16 protein-coding genes are annotated in these 15,562 nt (G+C 52.4%); 1 reads left to right on the top strand and 15 read right to left on the bottom strand.

Annotated features, from left to right (window positions below):
• The first annotated feature begins 10 nt into the window (after positions 1-10).
• A complete protein-coding gene (locus C8E01_RS08355; RefSeq protein WP_116542905.1) occupies positions 11-1,468 on the top strand; it encodes a SusD/RagB family nutrient-binding outer membrane lipoprotein in 1,458 nt (485 codons plus the stop codon).
• 83 nt (positions 1,469-1,551) lie between these two features.
• Here the strand turns inward: C8E01_RS08355 and prfB are convergent.
• From prfB to C8E01_RS08430, 15 genes are all read right to left on the bottom strand, one after another.
• A protein-coding gene (gene prfB / locus C8E01_RS08360; RefSeq protein ID WP_116542906.1) for a peptide chain release factor 2 occupies positions 1,552-2,629 on the bottom strand; the annotation gives its coding sequence in 2 pieces (ribosomal slippage) (positions 1,552-2,568 and positions 2,570-2,629; 1,077 coding nt in all).
• 83 nt (positions 2,630-2,712) lie between these two features.
• Positions 2,713-3,786: a branched-chain amino acid aminotransferase gene (locus tag C8E01_RS08365; protein WP_116542907.1), complete on the bottom strand. Its 1,074-nt coding sequence runs from the start codon at positions 3,784-3,786 to the stop codon at positions 2,713-2,715.
• A gap of 32 nt (positions 3,787-3,818) precedes the next feature.
• Entirely contained in the window at positions 3,819-4,370 is a 552-nt protein-coding gene (locus C8E01_RS08370) for a cob(I)yrinic acid a,c-diamide adenosyltransferase (protein WP_116542908.1), read from the bottom strand.
• Between the two features lie 3 nt (positions 4,371-4,373).
• Positions 4,374-5,096, bottom strand: a complete 723-nt coding sequence (locus C8E01_RS08375) for an ABC transporter ATP-binding protein (RefSeq protein ID WP_116542909.1) — start codon at positions 5,094-5,096, stop codon at positions 4,374-4,376.
• A 10-nt stretch (positions 5,097-5,106) separates the two neighbouring features.
• Positions 5,107-8,151 (bottom strand): tetratricopeptide repeat protein, encoded by a 3,045-nt coding sequence (locus C8E01_RS08380; RefSeq protein ID WP_116542910.1) that lies wholly within the window; start codon positions 8,149-8,151, stop codon positions 5,107-5,109.
• Between the two features lie 15 nt (positions 8,152-8,166).
• Positions 8,167-8,454, bottom strand: a complete 288-nt coding sequence (gene gatC, locus C8E01_RS08385) for an Asp-tRNA(Asn)/Glu-tRNA(Gln) amidotransferase subunit GatC (RefSeq protein WP_116542911.1) — start codon at positions 8,452-8,454, stop codon at positions 8,167-8,169.
• The gene (locus C8E01_RS08390; RefSeq protein WP_243409482.1) at positions 8,429-9,202 is read right to left on the bottom strand and encodes a lysophospholipid acyltransferase family protein; all 774 of its coding nucleotides are present in this window, start codon (positions 9,200-9,202) and stop codon (positions 8,429-8,431) included. Before C8E01_RS08390 ends, gatC begins: the two co-directional genes overlap by 26 nt.
• A 68-nt stretch (positions 9,203-9,270) precedes the next feature.
• Positions 9,271-9,831: an NUDIX domain-containing protein gene (locus C8E01_RS08395; protein ID WP_116542913.1), complete on the bottom strand. Its 561-nt coding sequence runs from the start codon at positions 9,829-9,831 to the stop codon at positions 9,271-9,273.
• 1 nt (position 9,832) lies between these two features.
• Positions 9,833-10,213 carry a RidA family protein gene (locus C8E01_RS08400; RefSeq protein ID WP_116542914.1) on the bottom strand — a complete coding sequence of 127 codons (381 nt, stop codon included), beginning with the start codon at positions 10,211-10,213 and terminating at the stop codon, positions 9,833-9,835.
• Between the two features lie 155 nt (positions 10,214-10,368).
• A complete protein-coding gene (locus C8E01_RS08405) occupies positions 10,369-10,971 on the bottom strand; it encodes a hypothetical protein (protein WP_116542915.1) in 603 nt (200 codons plus the stop codon).
• 13 nt (positions 10,972-10,984) lie between these two features.
• On the bottom strand, positions 10,985-11,188 hold the full coding sequence (locus C8E01_RS08410) for a hypothetical protein (RefSeq protein WP_116542916.1): 204 nt from the start codon (positions 11,186-11,188) through the stop codon (positions 10,985-10,987).
• Between the two features lie 89 nt (positions 11,189-11,277).
• The gene (locus tag C8E01_RS08415) at positions 11,278-12,099 is read right to left on the bottom strand and encodes a retropepsin-like aspartic protease (RefSeq protein ID WP_165820598.1); all 822 of its coding nucleotides are present in this window, start codon (positions 12,097-12,099) and stop codon (positions 11,278-11,280) included.
• 112 nt (positions 12,100-12,211) lie between these two features.
• Positions 12,212-12,808: a hypothetical protein gene (locus C8E01_RS08420; RefSeq protein ID WP_116542918.1), complete on the bottom strand. Its 597-nt coding sequence runs from the start codon at positions 12,806-12,808 to the stop codon at positions 12,212-12,214.
• 116 nt (positions 12,809-12,924) lie between these two features.
• Positions 12,925-13,623: a 3'-5' exonuclease gene (locus C8E01_RS08425; RefSeq protein ID WP_116542919.1), complete on the bottom strand. Its 699-nt coding sequence runs from the start codon at positions 13,621-13,623 to the stop codon at positions 12,925-12,927.
• Positions 13,623-15,560: a DUF294 nucleotidyltransferase-like domain-containing protein gene (locus C8E01_RS08430; RefSeq protein ID WP_116542920.1), complete on the bottom strand. Its 1,938-nt coding sequence runs from the start codon at positions 15,558-15,560 to the stop codon at positions 13,623-13,625. The genes C8E01_RS08425 and C8E01_RS08430 overlap by 1 nt, the downstream gene beginning before the upstream one ends.
• Positions 15,561-15,562: the final 2 nt, after the last annotated feature.

Genomic DNA, 15,562 nt, shown 5'->3' on the forward strand with positions numbered 1-15,562 from the left:
GACAGAAATCATGAAGAAGCATAGATATATAAGTTATCTAATCGCTGTCGGGTTAGTCCTAATAGGCGGCTCATGCAGCGACGACACACTGGACGAGATTGACACCAACCCCAATAGCCCGGAGGAGGTTTCAGTGAACCTGCTCTTGCCCCAGGTTACGGTAAACGTTCCTACGGCAGTGACAGGCGCTGACTTGTCCTGGTACTCTTCTGTTTTTGTGCAGCACACTGCTGGGGTGCATGCCCAGCTGCAGGAGGCAGACCGTCGCTCCGGACTCGAAAACAATACACTGGTCAATAATATGTGGAATAACATTTACGCTGGTGTGCTACCGGATCTGAACATTATTATTGAGCGTGGCTCCCCCGGTGGGGAAGAGGAAGGCAACCTTGTGCACGTAGGTATAGCCAAAGTACTCAAGGCCTATACCATGTCCGTAGCTACAGACGTGTGGGGCCGCGTGCCTTATTCTCAAGCAGGCCAGGGTGTGGAGAACCGGACCCCTACTTATGACTCCCAACAGCAAATCTATACCGAGATTCAAAATTTGCTTGATGAGGCGATCGTTGATCTGGCCAGTGGGGCTCCCTCGCCAGGGGGGCAGGACCTGATCTACTCGGGCAACGTGAACAACTGGACCAGAACGGCCTACTCCCTGAAAGCAAGGTTTCACAACAGACTGAGCAATATAGACCCGGCAGGCTCGGCTCAAGCTGCGCTTGCAGCGGCAGCCCAAGGCTTCCAGAACGCATCCCAAAACCTCACTTTTACAAGGTATACTGCCGCAGCCATTGGTGAGCACCCGTGGTACCAGGAGTCTAACGACCGCAGCCACCATGCGGTGAGCCAATCTTTTGTGACTACGCTCCAGAGTCTAAATGATCCACGCTTAGAAGCTTTGGTAGCACCTGCTCCCGACCCTGACCCAAGTACGGAAGATGAAGACCCTGCGATAGTGGGGGCACCTAATGGAACACAAACCAATGATCAGGCAAATGAAAGTTTCTCTGACCCTACTCCTGCTGTGCTCAACGCCACCGCCCCCATGCCAATTATGACATATGATGAACTGCTGTTCATACAGGCAGAAGCGCACCTCAGGCTGGGTAATACAGGCGAAGCCCTTACTGCTTATCAAAATGGCATTCGGGAGGCTATGCGAAGACAGATTAATGCACCAGACCCTGCCATTGATGCCTACATTGCAGCTAATGCGACTACTGTTTCATTAGAAAACATAATCCGCCAGAAATGGATCGCCTTCTGGCTGTTCCAATCCATAGAAGCTTACAATGACTGGAGAAGGACAGGACTGCCCGCCTTTATTTCACAACATCAGATTTCTCCTCCGCCACTGCGCTTCCCTTATGCACAAAATGAGTTGGATACCAATGAGGGAAATGTTCCTGATATAAGAGGCACTCAAATATTCTCCGTGCCTGTCTGGTGGGCGGGAGGCCCTGAGTAAACCGGGCAGGCAACATTTTTTCACATCAAAAAAACAGGCTCCTGTTGGGGAGCCTGTTTTTTTGATGACAGGTATAGCTTGTTTTACGCCTGCATGAGGAATGCCTTTATGTACTCGTCTAAATCACCGTCCAGCACGTTCTGCACATCAGACCGCTCTACGCCCGTACGTACGTCCTTTACAAGTTTGTATGGATGTAGCACGTAGTTCCGGATCTGTGAGCCAAAGTCGATACGCTTCTTCGTGCTCTCTACCCTGTCACGCTCCTCGTTTCGCTTGTCTATCTCAATCTGGTATAGGCGCGAACGGAGCATGCGCAGGGCGTGTTCCTTGTTCATCAGCTGTGAGCGCTCAATCTGGCATTCGATCACGATACCGGTTGGTTTGTGCTTTAGGCGCACAGCCGTCTCCACTTTGTTCACGTTCTGGCCACCGGCTCCTCCTGATCGGAAAGTATCCCATTCAATGTCGCTTGGGTTCACATCGATGTGGATGGTGTCGTCTACTACCGGGTAGGCAAATACCGAGGCAAAAGAGGTATGGCGACGCCCGCCTGAGTCAAAGGGCGATATACGAACCAGACGGTGCACCCCGATCTCGGATTTGAGATAACCGTAGGCAAAGTCTCCGGTTATCTCCAGCGTGGCTGACTTTATACCTGCCCCGTCGCCGGGATTGTAGTTCACCTGCTTCACCCCAAAATTATGGGACTCAGCCCACATGATGTACATGCGCATCAGCATTTCGGCCCAGTCCTGGCTCTCGGTGCCACCCGCTCCCGGGTTGATCTCCAGGATGGCGTTCAACTGGTCTTCTTCGCCACTTAACATACGCTTGAATTCCAGTCCCTCAATGGCCTGCTCTGTCTTTTTCGCCTCCTCTTTTATATCTTCTTCCGACACATCGCCTTCCTTGTGGAAATCAAAGAGCACCTCCAGGTCAGACAGCGACTTTTCTACCTCTTCGTAGTGGTCTGTCCATACCTTCAGTAGTTTCACTTCTTTGAGTACTTTCTCTGCTTCCTTTGGTTCATCCCAAAAGTCAGGCGCCAGGGTCTGCTTCTCGGTCTCCGCTATCTGCTCTTTCTTGGCATCGTAGTCAAAGGTACCTCCTCAAGGCTGCAACACGAGCCTTTAATTCCTTCAATTGTTCTGAAGTCATGCTTTCTATTATTTATTAAACGCTAAAATGCTGGATCGCAAGCCCTACATGCTTCCAATCCAGCATTTACTTATACTTGTTTGCTATAGGCCGATCTTGTAAATCCAATTATGGGCATCGGGTGCCTGACCGGTCTTGATACGATCCAGCTCGGTTGCGATGCTATTGGATATCTCGCGGCCTTCTATTGACGGCAGATCTATGTCTTCGCCATTGTAATGAATGGTGGCGATCTGGGCGATGGTGGCTGCTGTTCCAGTACCGAAAGCTTCCTGCAGCTTGCCCGCTTTATGCGCTTCCACTATCTCGCTTATAGCCACTTTGCGCTCCTCTACAGGTATACCCTTGTCGCGGGCTACCTGCAGTACACTGTCGCGGGTGATGCCTGACAGAATGGTAGTGCTCACGGCAGGGGTCACGAGCTTTCCATCAATCACAAACATCACGTTCATGGTGCCGGATTCCTCAATGTACTTATGCTCGCGGGCGTCTGTCCAGATGAGTTGGTGATAGCCGCACTCCTGCATTTTGCGGGCAGGGTATAGCGCAGCACCGTAGTTTCCGGCGGCTTTGGCATAGCCTGCACCACCCTCGGCCGAACGTACATAATTTGGCTCTATGGCCACACGCAGCGGCTGACCATAGTAGGCTCCTACCGGACAGCTAAACACCACGAAACGGTAAGTTGAGGATGGACGCACACCAATAAAGTCGTCTGTGGCAAAGATGAAGGGGCGAATGTACAGGGCACAACCCGGTGTTGGTGGTACCCAGGCTGCATCCAGGCGCAACAGTTGCTCCAGCCCCTGCATAAAGATTTCCTCTGGCAGTTCAGGTATGCACATGCGGTCTCCGGAGATGTTCAGTCGCTTGAAGTTGTCGAGCGGTCTGAACAGCAGGATTTCGCCTTCAGCATTCTTATAGGCTTTCATTCCTTCGAAGATGGCCTGCCCGTAGTGGAGGGCTGAGGTTGCCGGGCTTAGCGACATGTTGCCGTAAGGCACGATTTCGGGGTTCTGCCAGGCGCCGTCTTTGTAATCGACTACCAGCATGTGGTCGGCAAATATTTTCCCGAACTCAATATTGTTAAAGTCTACCTCAGCGATGCGGCTCTGCGAAACCGTCTGAGTGGGTATAGTAAGGGTATCAACTGACATAAATAAAGGGAATTATTAGTTGAACAATGCAATCAGACGCGTGGCTTCCAGGCGATTTCCTCAGCCTGTAACTCATACGTCATTTTCCGGCAAAGAGCGAACAGATAATCCGACAGGCGGTTGAGGTATACGATCACCAGATCTTCGACCGGCGATTCTTCCTGGAGGCGGATGGCCAGGCGCTCGGCACGGCGGCAAACGCAGCGGGCCAGGTGCCCGAACGAAACTGACTGATGACCGCCTGGCAGCACAAAGGAGCGCAACGGAGGCACTTCTGCCGTCATCTTGTCAATTTCCTGCTCCAGCAGAGTGACGTCCTCGGGTTGGAGGTCGGGCGTTACCATTTTGGTGTTCTTGTCGGGGTCGGTGGCCAGCGTGGAGCCAATGGTGAAGAGGCGGTCCTGAATCTCCTTCAGGATGTCGGCACGGCTCTTGTTTACTTCCTGGTCCCGTACCAGCCCGATGTATGAGTTAAGTTCGTCTACAGTACCGTAGGCTTCAATGCGTAAGTGCGACTTGGTTACACGGGTACCGCCTATGAGAGAAGTGGTGCCTTTGTCGCCTGTCTTGGTGTATATTTTCATGAGTTATTGCGCTGCGTTCATTTTCGCATGCGAAGTTATATCCTGGTTAACCTCGTCTGTCTCTACCAAACCGTCGCGAAGGCGCACAATACGGTGGGCGTATTTGGCAATGTCCTCTTCGTGCGTCACCATGATGATGGTATTGCCTTTGGCATGCAGGTTCTCGAAGAGTTCCATGATCTCGTAAGAGGTTTTGGTATCGAGGTTACCGGTTGGTTCATCGGCCAGAATGATGCTTGGATCGTTGATCAGGGCACGGGCGATGGCCACACGCTGGCGCTGACCACCTGACAACTCGTTTGGTTTGTGCTTGCCCCGGTTGCCCAGGCCTACACTCTCCAATACTTTCTGAGCTTTTTCCTCCCGCGCCGATTTGTTATACCCGGCGTAGATCAGTGGCAGGGCTACATTTTCGAGCGAAGTCTGGCGGGGCAGCAGGTTAAAGGTCTGGAACACAAAGCCAATCTCTTTGTTGCGCACCTCCGCCAGCTCGTTGTCGGTCATATTGCTCACATCGTTCCCGTTCAAGACGTACTGTCCTCCCGAGGGGGTATCCAGACAGCCGATGATGTTCATGAGCGTCGATTTTCCGGAACCGGACGGCCCCATAAACGCCACATACTCTCCTCGTTCTATTTTGATAGACACAGACTTAAGTGCATGAATGGTCTCGCTCCCCATGCGGTATACCTTCGAAATATCATGTGTCTCGATGATGGTGCTCATAGAACTTGTTTTAGAGTTGCCACTGGTCCGCCTCCGCCTCTTTAGCCTGGCGCTGTTTATCAAATTTCTCTTTAAAAGTACTATATTCCGAAGCAGGAAGCAAGCTGCGAAGCGAAACAAGTGCCTGGTCTGCATAGCTGACAAGCCCCCTGTTTACACTCTCCAGCGCATAGGCTTTGTAAAGTCTGGCAGAGTATGGATTATAGGTGATTCCGTCCAGCAGGATGTCATAAGCCTGCATCTCGGCCGGGCTATACCTGGCAAAGAAAGCTGCGGCATCCTCTACCACCTGCTCGTCGAACAGCAGCATCTTCAGTGCCTGGCTATATCGCTCGGCGGCTTCGCGGTCACGTTCTTTTATTTCAGCTATTTTTGCCCGGAAATACAGTTTATGCCGTTTGTCCTTCGGTGTCAGGTATAGATTGTCCATCCGCTTCACCAGCACCTCGTGGTTCTTGGTATTGAGCCACAGGCGCATTTGCTGCAGATTGAGCCTGGAACGGAGCTCTCCTTCGGGTTGCAGTTCAGCGGCTGCCTCTTTGATGGCCTCATTGGCCAACTTCCACTGCCGTTTTCCCATAAAGTAGTCTACCTTAGCCACCAGCGCCTCACGACGCAGGTCTTTTTCCTGCACGCTCTTCACGATGCGGTCTATATCCGCAGGCAGCAGGTCGGGCAGATAGGCGATCAGGTACTGCACCTTGTCGCGGTCCGGGGCCTTTGTGATGATGGCAGACGGCGCCTGCTCCAGCACTTCCTCCAGCGACTGCGCTACCGCAACCGCCGACTCCAGCTCTGTAAAGGCGACATCGCGCAGCGCCACTACCGCCTCGTCGGACTGGTGGTTGAGCGCCAGCGCATAGGCATGCGACAGGAAAGCCTGCGTGAAGCCCCTGTCTTTGGCCTCTTTAAAGTAATGGGCTGCAGCACCGTAGTTTTCTTCTTCCATCATCCAGTGCCCCAGGGCATTGTAATAGTAGCCACTTCGCTCACCTGCGGCCAGCGCCAGGTTCTCTACCACGCTGCGCGCCTCTTTCGGCCTGCCATCGTAGTGGTGCGCCAGGCCCTTCAGGTATAGCAGGTCCTCCATAAAGAGCCTGTTTTCCTGCGAGCCCAGGTAGCGGTTGATAGGTTTCAACAGCGATGTATCGCCTTTGTTTACACTGGAAATAGTTTTGTTGTAGAATAAGGTCAGGTCCTCTACCTGCTCCAGCGAATCCGGCACAAAATTATCTTCCTTGACATCGGAAGTACGGCCCAGCAACTGATTGAGTGCGGCCATGTTGCTACGCAGCGGCTTGTATTTAGCAGAGCGTATCTCCGTTATCAGTTCCTTGGCTTCTTCCGGCATGGCCTGGCGGGTATAGTAAGCCAGGCGGTTGCTGCGCACTAGATCCTGATTTTCCGCGTGCCGCTGGGCCAGATCAAAGTAGTAGGCTACGCTGTCGTGTACGCTTGTCTGCGCATAAAGCAGGGCCAGGTTGTTGTAGATCTCCCCGTTCTTTGGGAAAGCCTCTGCCCCTTGTTGCAGCACATACAGCTTTTCGAAAAAGTACTGCTTGCGGTCATACAGGTTGGCCAGACGGATGTAGAGTTTCGGGTTCGGGCGTCGCTCCAGGGCTTCCTGCAGTGTCAGAATCTCTTTGTTGCGCTCGTTTTGTTCACGATACATGGCCGACAAACTGAAGCTGGCCTTTGTGTTATGCGAGTCGAACAGGTCGCTTTCTTTGTAGAAACGCTCCGCCAGAATATCGTTATCAGAGCCCTGGTAGAGGTCACCCAGGTAGCTGTAGTAGCCGGCGTAGGCATTGAAGTAGACCCTGAACTGTGTGCGCATCACCAGGATGACCAGCAGAATGGCGCCCATGGTATAGATGGTATACACCGGCAGCTTTTTGGGTTGGTACACGACCTTATAAACGGCCAGTCGCTGACTGATCAACTCCCCGAAGTTCACCATCACGTACACAAAAAAGAAGGCTCCGAAGGCCAGGTGCGTGTAGACGATCAGGTTATGAAAGACGGAAATAGCAGAATCGTTGGCGGTGGCATAGGCGTAACCGATGCTCAGGAAGGTAATAGTGGCAAACACCAGATAAATGATGGCACCGGTGGGCCTGAAGGGGAAAAGCCTGCCATACAGGGCTTCGCGCTGGCGCATGCCCCAAAAGCCGGCTAATGCCGAGAAAAGCAGAATAACGAAGGCATTGATGTAAAAGAAATCCCCCTTCACATAGCCGACGTGGCGCAGGTATAGCAACACCAGATTCGCCAGGTACAGCACGCTGACCAGCACAAACTGCCATACGCTGAAACGACGTTCCGGCCTGGCCGCCTGCGTGTTGATCCAGAGCAGGGCATTGATGTTTTCATAACCAACCCAGATCATGAACAGCAGCGAAGCCACCATGAGCGCCAGCGAGCTGTAATTGGCCAGGTGCAACGTGGTGAGCAGCGGTGTGAAGTCGGACTCCGTGTAGATGAAAGCACCCAGTACACTGACCAACGCGATCATCACCATAACCCGCACTGTAAAGGAAACCTGCTGGTAAAAAGCCTGAAAGGCGTAGGTCGCCAGCGCAAAAAAAACGATTGACACCAGCAGCGTGCTCTGACCGGTGTTGTTGCCAATAATGCCCAGCAGATCGAGGTTGAAGGAGGCGAGCAGCATCATGAGCAGCAGTATACCTGCAAAGTAAGGAATGCGCTTCATGGTGGAGATCGCCGCTGCATAGAAAGCCAGGCAGAGAGCCAGCAAGAGCACCAGCGCGACGGCCGCAAATTTGTTGAGGGAAGGGATGGCTACGTCGTACTGCTCTGTGAGCAGATAACCGTCGGCATATAGGGTGAACGTCTCCAGTAGCCGCGAAAACTCGTGCACGGGCACCTGCACCACCTGCAGCTCAGGCAGCTTATCCCAGGCCAGAAAATTGCTCTCGCCGGTGAAGTAATGGTATACCCCCAGCATGAGCGCCAGCACGGCCACGATCAGCAAAAACAGAAAGGGATACCTGGTGTCCGCATCCCAACTGTTCCAAAACTTGATTTTGTTCATAGACAAACTGTCAGATTATTCGAGCACTTTCGGTACTCTGAAATAATCGGAGTCTTTCTTTGGTGCGTTTTTGAGCGCTTCATCATGCGATACCGTGTTCTGCGCCAGGTCTTCGCGCATCACATTCACCTCTTCTGACATGTGAATGAGCGGCTCTACGTTCTCGGTGTCGAGTTCGCGAAGCTGATCCACCCAGTTCAGGATCTTGTTCAGGTCCTGCAGCATCTCCTGCTCTTTTTCTTCATTAAACTCTAATCGGGCCAAGTGCGCGATCTTTCTAATGGTTTGTATATCGGTTGACATCTGTCTTGTTATGTTTCGTAAGTTCCTTCTGAATAATATGAAATACTCTCTGTTTCAGGGCGGGCAGGTCCTGCAGCGTCATGCCCTTGGTTTCGATCGCCTGGTGAATCACAATTTTAAGCGGATGCCAGCGCACCTTTAGCTTGCCCTCCAGATCGGGCAGAAACTTGTGGTTGTAAGGCATGGTAACCGGCACCACCGGCAACTGCTTTTCTATCGCCAGGCGAAAAGGCCCGTCCTTAAAAGCCAACAGCTCCTCCCCGGCCGTGGGCGGTATGGTGCCCTCCGGAAAGATCACCAGGTTGCGCCCCTGCTCCAGCGTGCGCACGGATTGGATGTAGCTCTTGGCACTGCTGATCGCGCTCTTGCGGTCTACGGCAATGTATAGCTTTTCGTACACCTTGCCCCAGAGCGGTATTTTGGTGAGCGAGCTTTTCCCGACAAAGTTAATAAAACCCGGAATGGCATGCAGCAAAAGCGGTATGTCGAGGTATGAGCTGTGGTTCGGCGTGAATATATACTGTTTGTTTCGGTCGAAGCGCATACGCCACTCCACCTGCAGCGGCGCCAGGAACATGCGCAGGGCCGATGAGGACCAGAAGCGGTTGATGCCGTGCACGTGCGGGTACCAGCGCTGCTTGCGAATAAGCACTGCCTGAAACGGATACGTGACCACAAACGGCATCACGAACCAGGTGACACACCAGGTTGTGTAGAGGCGATGGGACAGGTATTTAAGCGCTTTCATGCCTTCAAATGTAAGAATAATCCACCAGTTATCAATCAGAGGCGCTCGGGCAAACAGGCTTTGCCTGATTACTTGTCCTGCTGCAGCAGAATGGCCGCTTTGAGTATACCTGCCACGCTGATGGCATCGGTAATTTCGTTGTCCATGACCATGCGCACAGCCTCCTCAAAGTGCACGCGCCGGATGTGAAGCTCCTCCGTTTCTTCAAAAGCGGTTTCACCGGCCTTTAGTTCCTGTGCCAGAAAAACAAAACCCTCTTCATCTGTAACAGAATTGGAGGTATGCAAACGGGCAATGTTGGTCCATTTTTCGGCCGTAAAGCCGGTTTCCTCCTGCAGCTCGCGCTTCGCCGAAGCCAGGATGTCGTTTTCGATCAGGCCGCCGCCCATCGGTATTTCCCAGCTGTACTCGTTGAGCGCATAGCGGTACTGCCCCACCAGGTAGGTATAGCCTTCATCATCAACGGGTATAATGCCGATGGCTTTGTTCTTGAAGCTGACCACGCCGTAAATGCCTTCGCCACCACGTGGGTTGAGTACCTGGTCTTCGCGCACTTTGATCCAGGGGTTCTGGTAAATCTCTTTGCTGGATAGGGTGGTCCAGGGGTTGTGTTTTTCGTCGACCATCATGCTATTTCCGTTTGGCGATCATCTCTATCTCTACCTGCGCCCCCAGCGGAAGCGAAGCCACTCCAATGGTGGTACGGGCCGGGTATGGCCTAGCAAACTTGCCGGCGTATACCTTGTTCATCGCCTCAAAATTGGCCATATCGGTCAGGAAGACGTTCACCTTTACCACATCGTCAGGGCCAAGACCGGCGGAGTTGAGCACCTGAAACAAGTTTTGAAAGCACTGCTCTGTCTGCGCGGCAATGTCGCCTTGCACCAGCTTGCCTGTACTGGAGTCAATCGGAGTCTGACCTGACAGGAAAACCAGTTCTCCCGATGCTACTGCATGGGAATAGGGGCCTACGGCGACTGCTCCTTCCGCATTAAAAGCTTTTCTGGACATAGGTTAAGCTTATTTAAAATCTAATTCTGAGCAAAGATAAGGTATAGGGGAATTCAATTTAAAGACAATAAGTAATGCCTACAAAAAGCCTGCAACAGCCAGGCTTTAGATGCGCAGCCGTTGCAGGTTGAACAGGTATGGCGGTATTTAATTTATCACTGCAATATGGCTCTGCCGGCATTCACTCTCTCTTCGAGTACGCGCACGGCGTTTTCCGCCCGTTCAATGGCGGCTCTTCTTTCATCCACTTCCGCATTAGAAATCTTTCCAGATCTTCTGTTTTTTTCCAATTCGTCTTTCGCCTTTGCAATCCGGCCCCTCGCTTCTTTTACCTTGCTGTCTCCTTCATCAACTGTCGTAACGAGTTGGGCTTTTCTTTGCTCGCCAGTCATACGGGCTTCAGCCGCTCTGTTCTGCCCAAATTCACGGCCACTCTGGTCACCTTTCTCCTGGCCATAAGCATTGCCCTTGCCTGAGTTGTCAGCTTGCTGGCCTTGCTTCCCTTGCGCCTGAGCGCGGTCGCGCTGCTCACGCTCCTGCTTATCCTTGCCCTGGTTATCTTTTTGACCGCCCTTTTGGTTGTCCTTATTGGCTCTGGCGTTTTGGTTTCTCTCGCGAGCATCCAGCTCCTCTTCTACTTCAGTGGCATTTTTATTTGCGTTGCCTCTTGCTTGCTGGGCTAATGCCGTATCGGTAGCGAGTATGCTCAGGCCAAGGGCCAGGCCCACGCCTATGTTTTTGGTAATGCTGTTTTTCATGATGTGCTATCGGTTAAATTTCGTTCAACAAGGAATCTACTTCGGCAGCAGCTTCTTCTATTTCTACTCTTGTGTTGTCCATTTCCACTCCAGCTGTGTCGGCGGGTGCCGTATCAGCTTCGGGTTTGGTTATGGTTGTTTCCTCCGTGTCGGGCGTGCTGTTGCAGCTGGCCATTAGTAAAGCACCAAGGGCGAATACTAGAAGATGTTTTTTCATAAAATCAGGGTTATTTGAGTATTAGTTAAACAGATGTTGGTACTATTGCGATTTGGCAATATACTCATTAGGCACTGAAAGTGGCAGCATCAATGCATCCATACCTCTTTGGCCTTGAAATCGATGGTGAATTTGGCCTGGCCGATCAGATTGTAATTGAGCACCCCGTCATAAAGAATTCGCTCGGCGGCTGCCCGGCTCACCAGCTTTCGATTTCCTAGCTGCAAGGCGATGGGGTTAAGCTGGATGCGCTGGGAGGTAGTGTCGTTCTGCAGGCCCCATTCAGCGGCCGTGTGGTGCGACAGGAGCAGTTCGCTGATGTTGCCGGTGTCGAAGAGGAACCAATAGGCGCGGCCCTGGCGTGGAACTTCCAGGAAAATAGTGAGCTCGTTCCCATCCAGCCCACTCGCGAAGCGGCTTGTTAGTGGTGTAAGTCTGTTGCGCTGCCTTCTGAGTGAGGTTGCCGTCTCCAGCGTCAGTTGATTGGCAGCCAGGTCAATCGTGAGCACTTTGTCCCGAAAGGTTTTGAGCGAGAGTACGCCATCCACTTTAGGAAGCCCTTCCGGCAAAATGCCCATGACGTCCCAAACGCCCACCGTGGCAGCAGGAAAAGACACTTTCCCTACCTGCATCGCAACAGAATCCATTTTCTCATAGCTGAAACGCTCCCCCCTCATCCGGTAGGCGGTGCCACGGCCATATACAGTTCGGCCAAGTTTCCTGGCCACTTCGGGCGATACAAAGGTTTCGCCTCCGCCGGTGTCGAACAGAAAATTATACGTTTGCCCCTGTATGGTCACTTCCACTTGTTTCAATTCCCGAAAGTAGTCTTTGAGCAGAATTGTTTCTTGGGCGCTGGCTCCTAAAGTCAAAGCCAGACTTAATAGGAGACTCAGGAAGAATGTTCTCATACTGAAAAATTTACTGATCATCTAAGCGTGTACGTCGGAAATAGGTTTTGGCTAGCAAATGATATAACGACTAGCCTACATGAATCCTTTCATTCCAAAGGCATGATCTTGGCTATTGATTAACTCTGACAACAGGCATTTCGTACGCCCCCAGCAGATTTATAAAGTTTATTCGTTCATCCTTCAGTCCTTTCAGAAAAGGCGTAATATTATCGTTGTAGCCACGTCTGCTCAAGGCAAACAGCAGAATTCCTTTTCGCCCTTTTTCATCTTGAAATCCTTTATAGCGATACGCATTCCATTCTACCACATCCAGCTTCTTTTTAGTGCCGGCGCTCATCAAAAAATCAAGGATAATTTCTCCTGTATTGGGATTCTCGATGATTTGATACTGGGCTACTTCGTCTGTTTTCTTTCTTTGCTGAATCACATTCACCTGAGCCCTCACCGCATCTTCTACGGTTAGGTCTCCATACACAGCTTCTACCAGGATCATCTGGCTATACCTTTCAACTACCTCTCCGGCAGGTATGTACTCTTGCTTGAAATATGTAGGTGTAGGATTTGAAGACCATGCCAGATTGAAAGCCGTTTCATTAAAGTTGATTGGCCCAGGTATGTTGAGGTAATCGGTGGGCTTTGATTTGTTTATTGTGAAGCCCGAAATTACAAGCGCCAGTAAGCAGATCAGGTGTAGAGGTTTTTTCATTGGGTTATGATTTTAAATTGAATTTAATTCAGTTCTGGTAAAGCTATGCTTTTACGGTGAGCCATCAGCTTAGCAGCGTTTAAAATATAGGCTTCTGTCTATATAAAACTAATCCCCTAGCCCTTCAACAACTCTCCAACGGTCGCTATCCCCCGTTTTTTTGCCAGCGAGAGCAACTTGAGCAAAAGCAAGGCTGTGGCAAAAGCATCACCGGAGGCGGTATGGCGGTCGTCGGAGGGCAGGTTATACCTTTCGCAGAGAGCATCTAAACTATACTCACCTGTTTTCAAGGTATGGCTATCCGCGTGGCGCCGCTCCAACCGGATGGCCAGGTGTGCCGTGTCGACGGAGCGGTTTCGGAGCTTGCCGCTTATACCTTGCCGTTTCAGCATTTGGTTGACCATGGCAATATCGAAGGCCACATGCTGCCCGACCAAAATGGCGTTCCCGATAAAATCAATAAAACCCTCCACAGCTTCCTGCTCCGCTATACCTCCCTCAAGTTCTTTAGAGAGCAAACCATGCACTTCGGCACTTTTGGTGGAGGGCGCCCCCTCCTGCTGCACCAGGCATTCGAAGGTGTCTGACACGAGCACCTGCAAACTGCGCACCTTGATGGCACCCATGGAAAGCACTTTGTCCCTGCGTTGATCCAGACCGGTGGTCTCTGTATCGAATACCACAAACTCGGCTTCGGCAAGCGGGGTGCCCCCCGATGCTTGTTCTTTTAGCGCAGTGCTATACCTGTGCCAGAAAGCCGGGGCGTTCTTATCGACTGGCTGCAGTTGATGTATTAACTCTTTCAGCCACTCCATTAGCCGAGGTAATTAAGTTGGAAGCGCACCTGCAGGAGCTCCTGAATGTCGCTGATCGGTTTGAAGGTGCTGCGAAGCGTCTGCCGCTCCAGCTTGTTGAGTTGATTAGGATTAAGGTAGCGACCTGAGTTTTTGTTCCGCAAACCGTTGAGTGCCCGGAAGCGCATCATGATCTCATAGGCCATGGCAGCTTCGCGGTACAGCTCGGCATTTTGCGGCTCCAACTCAGCCAGTTTTGCAAAGCGTTTGAAGGTGTTGTTCTCGCCGGCAATGCGGTTGTCTAAGGTCAGTACTCGGGCGGCATCCACAAGCGGGGTCATAGCGCGCAGTTTGATATCGAACTGGTCTTTGTGCTCCCCTCCACGCTCCACAATAAAGTTACGGAAAAAGCTCAGCGGCGGCGGACTCTGCAGCGCATGCTTCGCCAGGAAAGGCAGGAAAATGCGCTCCTGCTGGATGTTGTCGTAGATGTAGTCTGTCAGCTGCCGACTCAGGCTGAAGTCACCGTACACAGGACGGTAGTCGTAGAAAATGGAAGTGTGCATCAGCGCCTCCTCGGTCGGCTCGTGTATCCAGTTGTAGAAGTACTGCTTCCAGGTATGTAGGGGCTGACACCACTTCGGGTTACTGGCCATCATGTCGGCAGGGCACTTCTCGAAGCCGCATTGCACCATGATATCGCGCACGATAGCGGCCAGTTTCACAAAGTATTCCTGGTACTCCTTTTCCAGTGCGATACTCTTGTCTTCAAACACCAAGGCATTGTCCTGGTCGGTGCGCAGGAGTTGCTCTTCGCGCCCCTCGCTGCCCAGCGATAGCCAGCAATAGTGCACCGGCGGCTCGCCCAGCTCCTTTTCGGCATGCTGCAGCGCCCGCACAATGATCGCGTCGTTGATCTCGGTAATGATGTTAGCGATGAATGAAATGCTCACCTCCTGCTCCAGGTACTTCAGCAACAGCTCCTCAGCACGGTCGCGTATACCTGGCAGTGAAGCAATGTCGCGGGTCTGGCGGATCTCGGAAATCAGCACGGCCGGGTTGTTGCCCTGTGCCAGCAACAGGTCGTGCTCGGTGAGCACCCCCAAGGCCTTGGAGTTCACGGTGCCGTCGGTCGTCACGCAGAGGTGCTTCACCTTGTTCCGAATCATGTTGATCAGCGCATCTGCCATCGGCGGATTAGGCACGGTCGTGATGACGGGCGATGACATGATCACCTTTACCGGATCGTCGATGGCCACGTGCCCGGCCACTACCTGACGGCGCAGGTCCGTGTCGGTCAGAATACCCAGTGGCCGTTCTTCGGTGTCGATCACCATCATGAAGCTGGAATCCCTGTCGCTCATCATCTGGGCGGCCAGCCGGATAGAGGTATCAGGCGGACAAGCTACAATGCTTTTAGCCGTATCGATCCTGAGAGCGTCTTCGAGGTGCAGCGGTATGGACGAAGGTGCGATGGTGCTCAGGCCAATACGTGCTCGTTGCGCATCGCGCAGGGTGGGATTCTGCACCGGCTGCCCTGCCGCAAAACCCGCCGCAAAGTACAGCGCCACCTGCGGGTTCTCGGTGAGGATTGGATCGAAGGCCGCGATAGGTATAGCGTACACCAACGACTCCTCTGCAGAGGTAGCCGTGGAAGAGTAATTCTTTTTTGCGATCAGCGCCCGCACCCCAAACACATCCCCCTCGTCGCACACATCGAGTAGCTTCGGTTTACCGATTTCGGTTGCCTGCTCCAACCTCACAGAGCCTTGCCGAACAACGTAAAAGTGTTCGTGCGCTGCATCGCCCTGCGAGAAGAGCACTTGTTCCGGCTCTAGGTACAACACCCGCACCTGCCTCGCCAAAGCCCGCAGATTTTCGGTGTCGATCAGGTTGAAGGGCGGGTAGGCATTCAGAAACTCGTGGACGCGTTCTTGTATGACGTTGGAGGGCTTCATAG

It is taken from the genome of Pontibacter virosus (assembly GCF_003096355.1).
Taxonomy (GTDB): Bacteria; Bacteroidota; Bacteroidia; order Cytophagales; family Hymenobacteraceae; genus Pontibacter; species Pontibacter virosus.

What these genes read in the sequence shown, in the direction of transcription:
- C8E01_RS08355 (WP_116542905.1), top strand. Translation starts at nt 11, where the DNA reads ATGAAGAAGCATAGATATATAAGTTATCTAATCGCTGTCGGGTTAGTC.
- C8E01_RS08365 (WP_116542907.1), bottom strand. Translation starts at nt 3,786, where the DNA reads ATGTCAGTTGATACCCTTACTATACCCACTCAGACGGTTTCGCAGAGC.
- C8E01_RS08370 (WP_116542908.1), bottom strand. Translation starts at nt 4,370, where the DNA reads ATGAAAATATACACCAAGACAGGCGACAAAGGCACCACTTCTCTCATA.
- C8E01_RS08375 (WP_116542909.1), bottom strand. Translation starts at nt 5,096, where the DNA reads ATGAGCACCATCATCGAGACACATGATATTTCGAAGGTATACCGCATG.
- C8E01_RS08380 (WP_116542910.1), bottom strand. Translation starts at nt 8,151, where the DNA reads ATGAACAAAATCAAGTTTTGGAACAGTTGGGATGCGGACACCAGGTAT.
- gatC (WP_116542911.1), bottom strand. Translation starts at nt 8,454, where the DNA reads ATGTCAACCGATATACAAACCATTAGAAAGATCGCGCACTTGGCCCGA.
- C8E01_RS08390 (WP_243409482.1), bottom strand. Translation starts at nt 9,202, where the DNA reads ATGAAAGCGCTTAAATACCTGTCCCATCGCCTCTACACAACCTGGTGT.
- C8E01_RS08395 (WP_116542913.1), bottom strand. Translation starts at nt 9,831, where the DNA reads ATGATGGTCGACGAAAAACACAACCCCTGGACCACCCTATCCAGCAAA.
- C8E01_RS08400 (WP_116542914.1), bottom strand. Translation starts at nt 10,213, where the DNA reads ATGTCCAGAAAAGCTTTTAATGCGGAAGGAGCAGTCGCCGTAGGCCCC.
- C8E01_RS08405 (WP_116542915.1), bottom strand. Translation starts at nt 10,971, where the DNA reads ATGAAAAACAGCATTACCAAAAACATAGGCGTGGGCCTGGCCCTTGGC.
- C8E01_RS08410 (WP_116542916.1), bottom strand. Translation starts at nt 11,188, where the DNA reads ATGAAAAAACATCTTCTAGTATTCGCCCTTGGTGCTTTACTAATGGCC.
- C8E01_RS08415 (WP_165820598.1), bottom strand. Translation starts at nt 12,099, where the DNA reads ATGAGAACATTCTTCCTGAGTCTCCTATTAAGTCTGGCTTTGACTTTA.
- C8E01_RS08420 (WP_116542918.1), bottom strand. Translation starts at nt 12,808, where the DNA reads ATGAAAAAACCTCTACACCTGATCTGCTTACTGGCGCTTGTAATTTCG.
- C8E01_RS08425 (WP_116542919.1), bottom strand. Translation starts at nt 13,623, where the DNA reads ATGGAGTGGCTGAAAGAGTTAATACATCAACTGCAGCCAGTCGATAAG.
- C8E01_RS08430 (WP_116542920.1), bottom strand. Translation starts at nt 15,560, where the DNA reads ATGAAGCCCTCCAACGTCATACAAGAACGCGTCCACGAGTTTCTGAAT.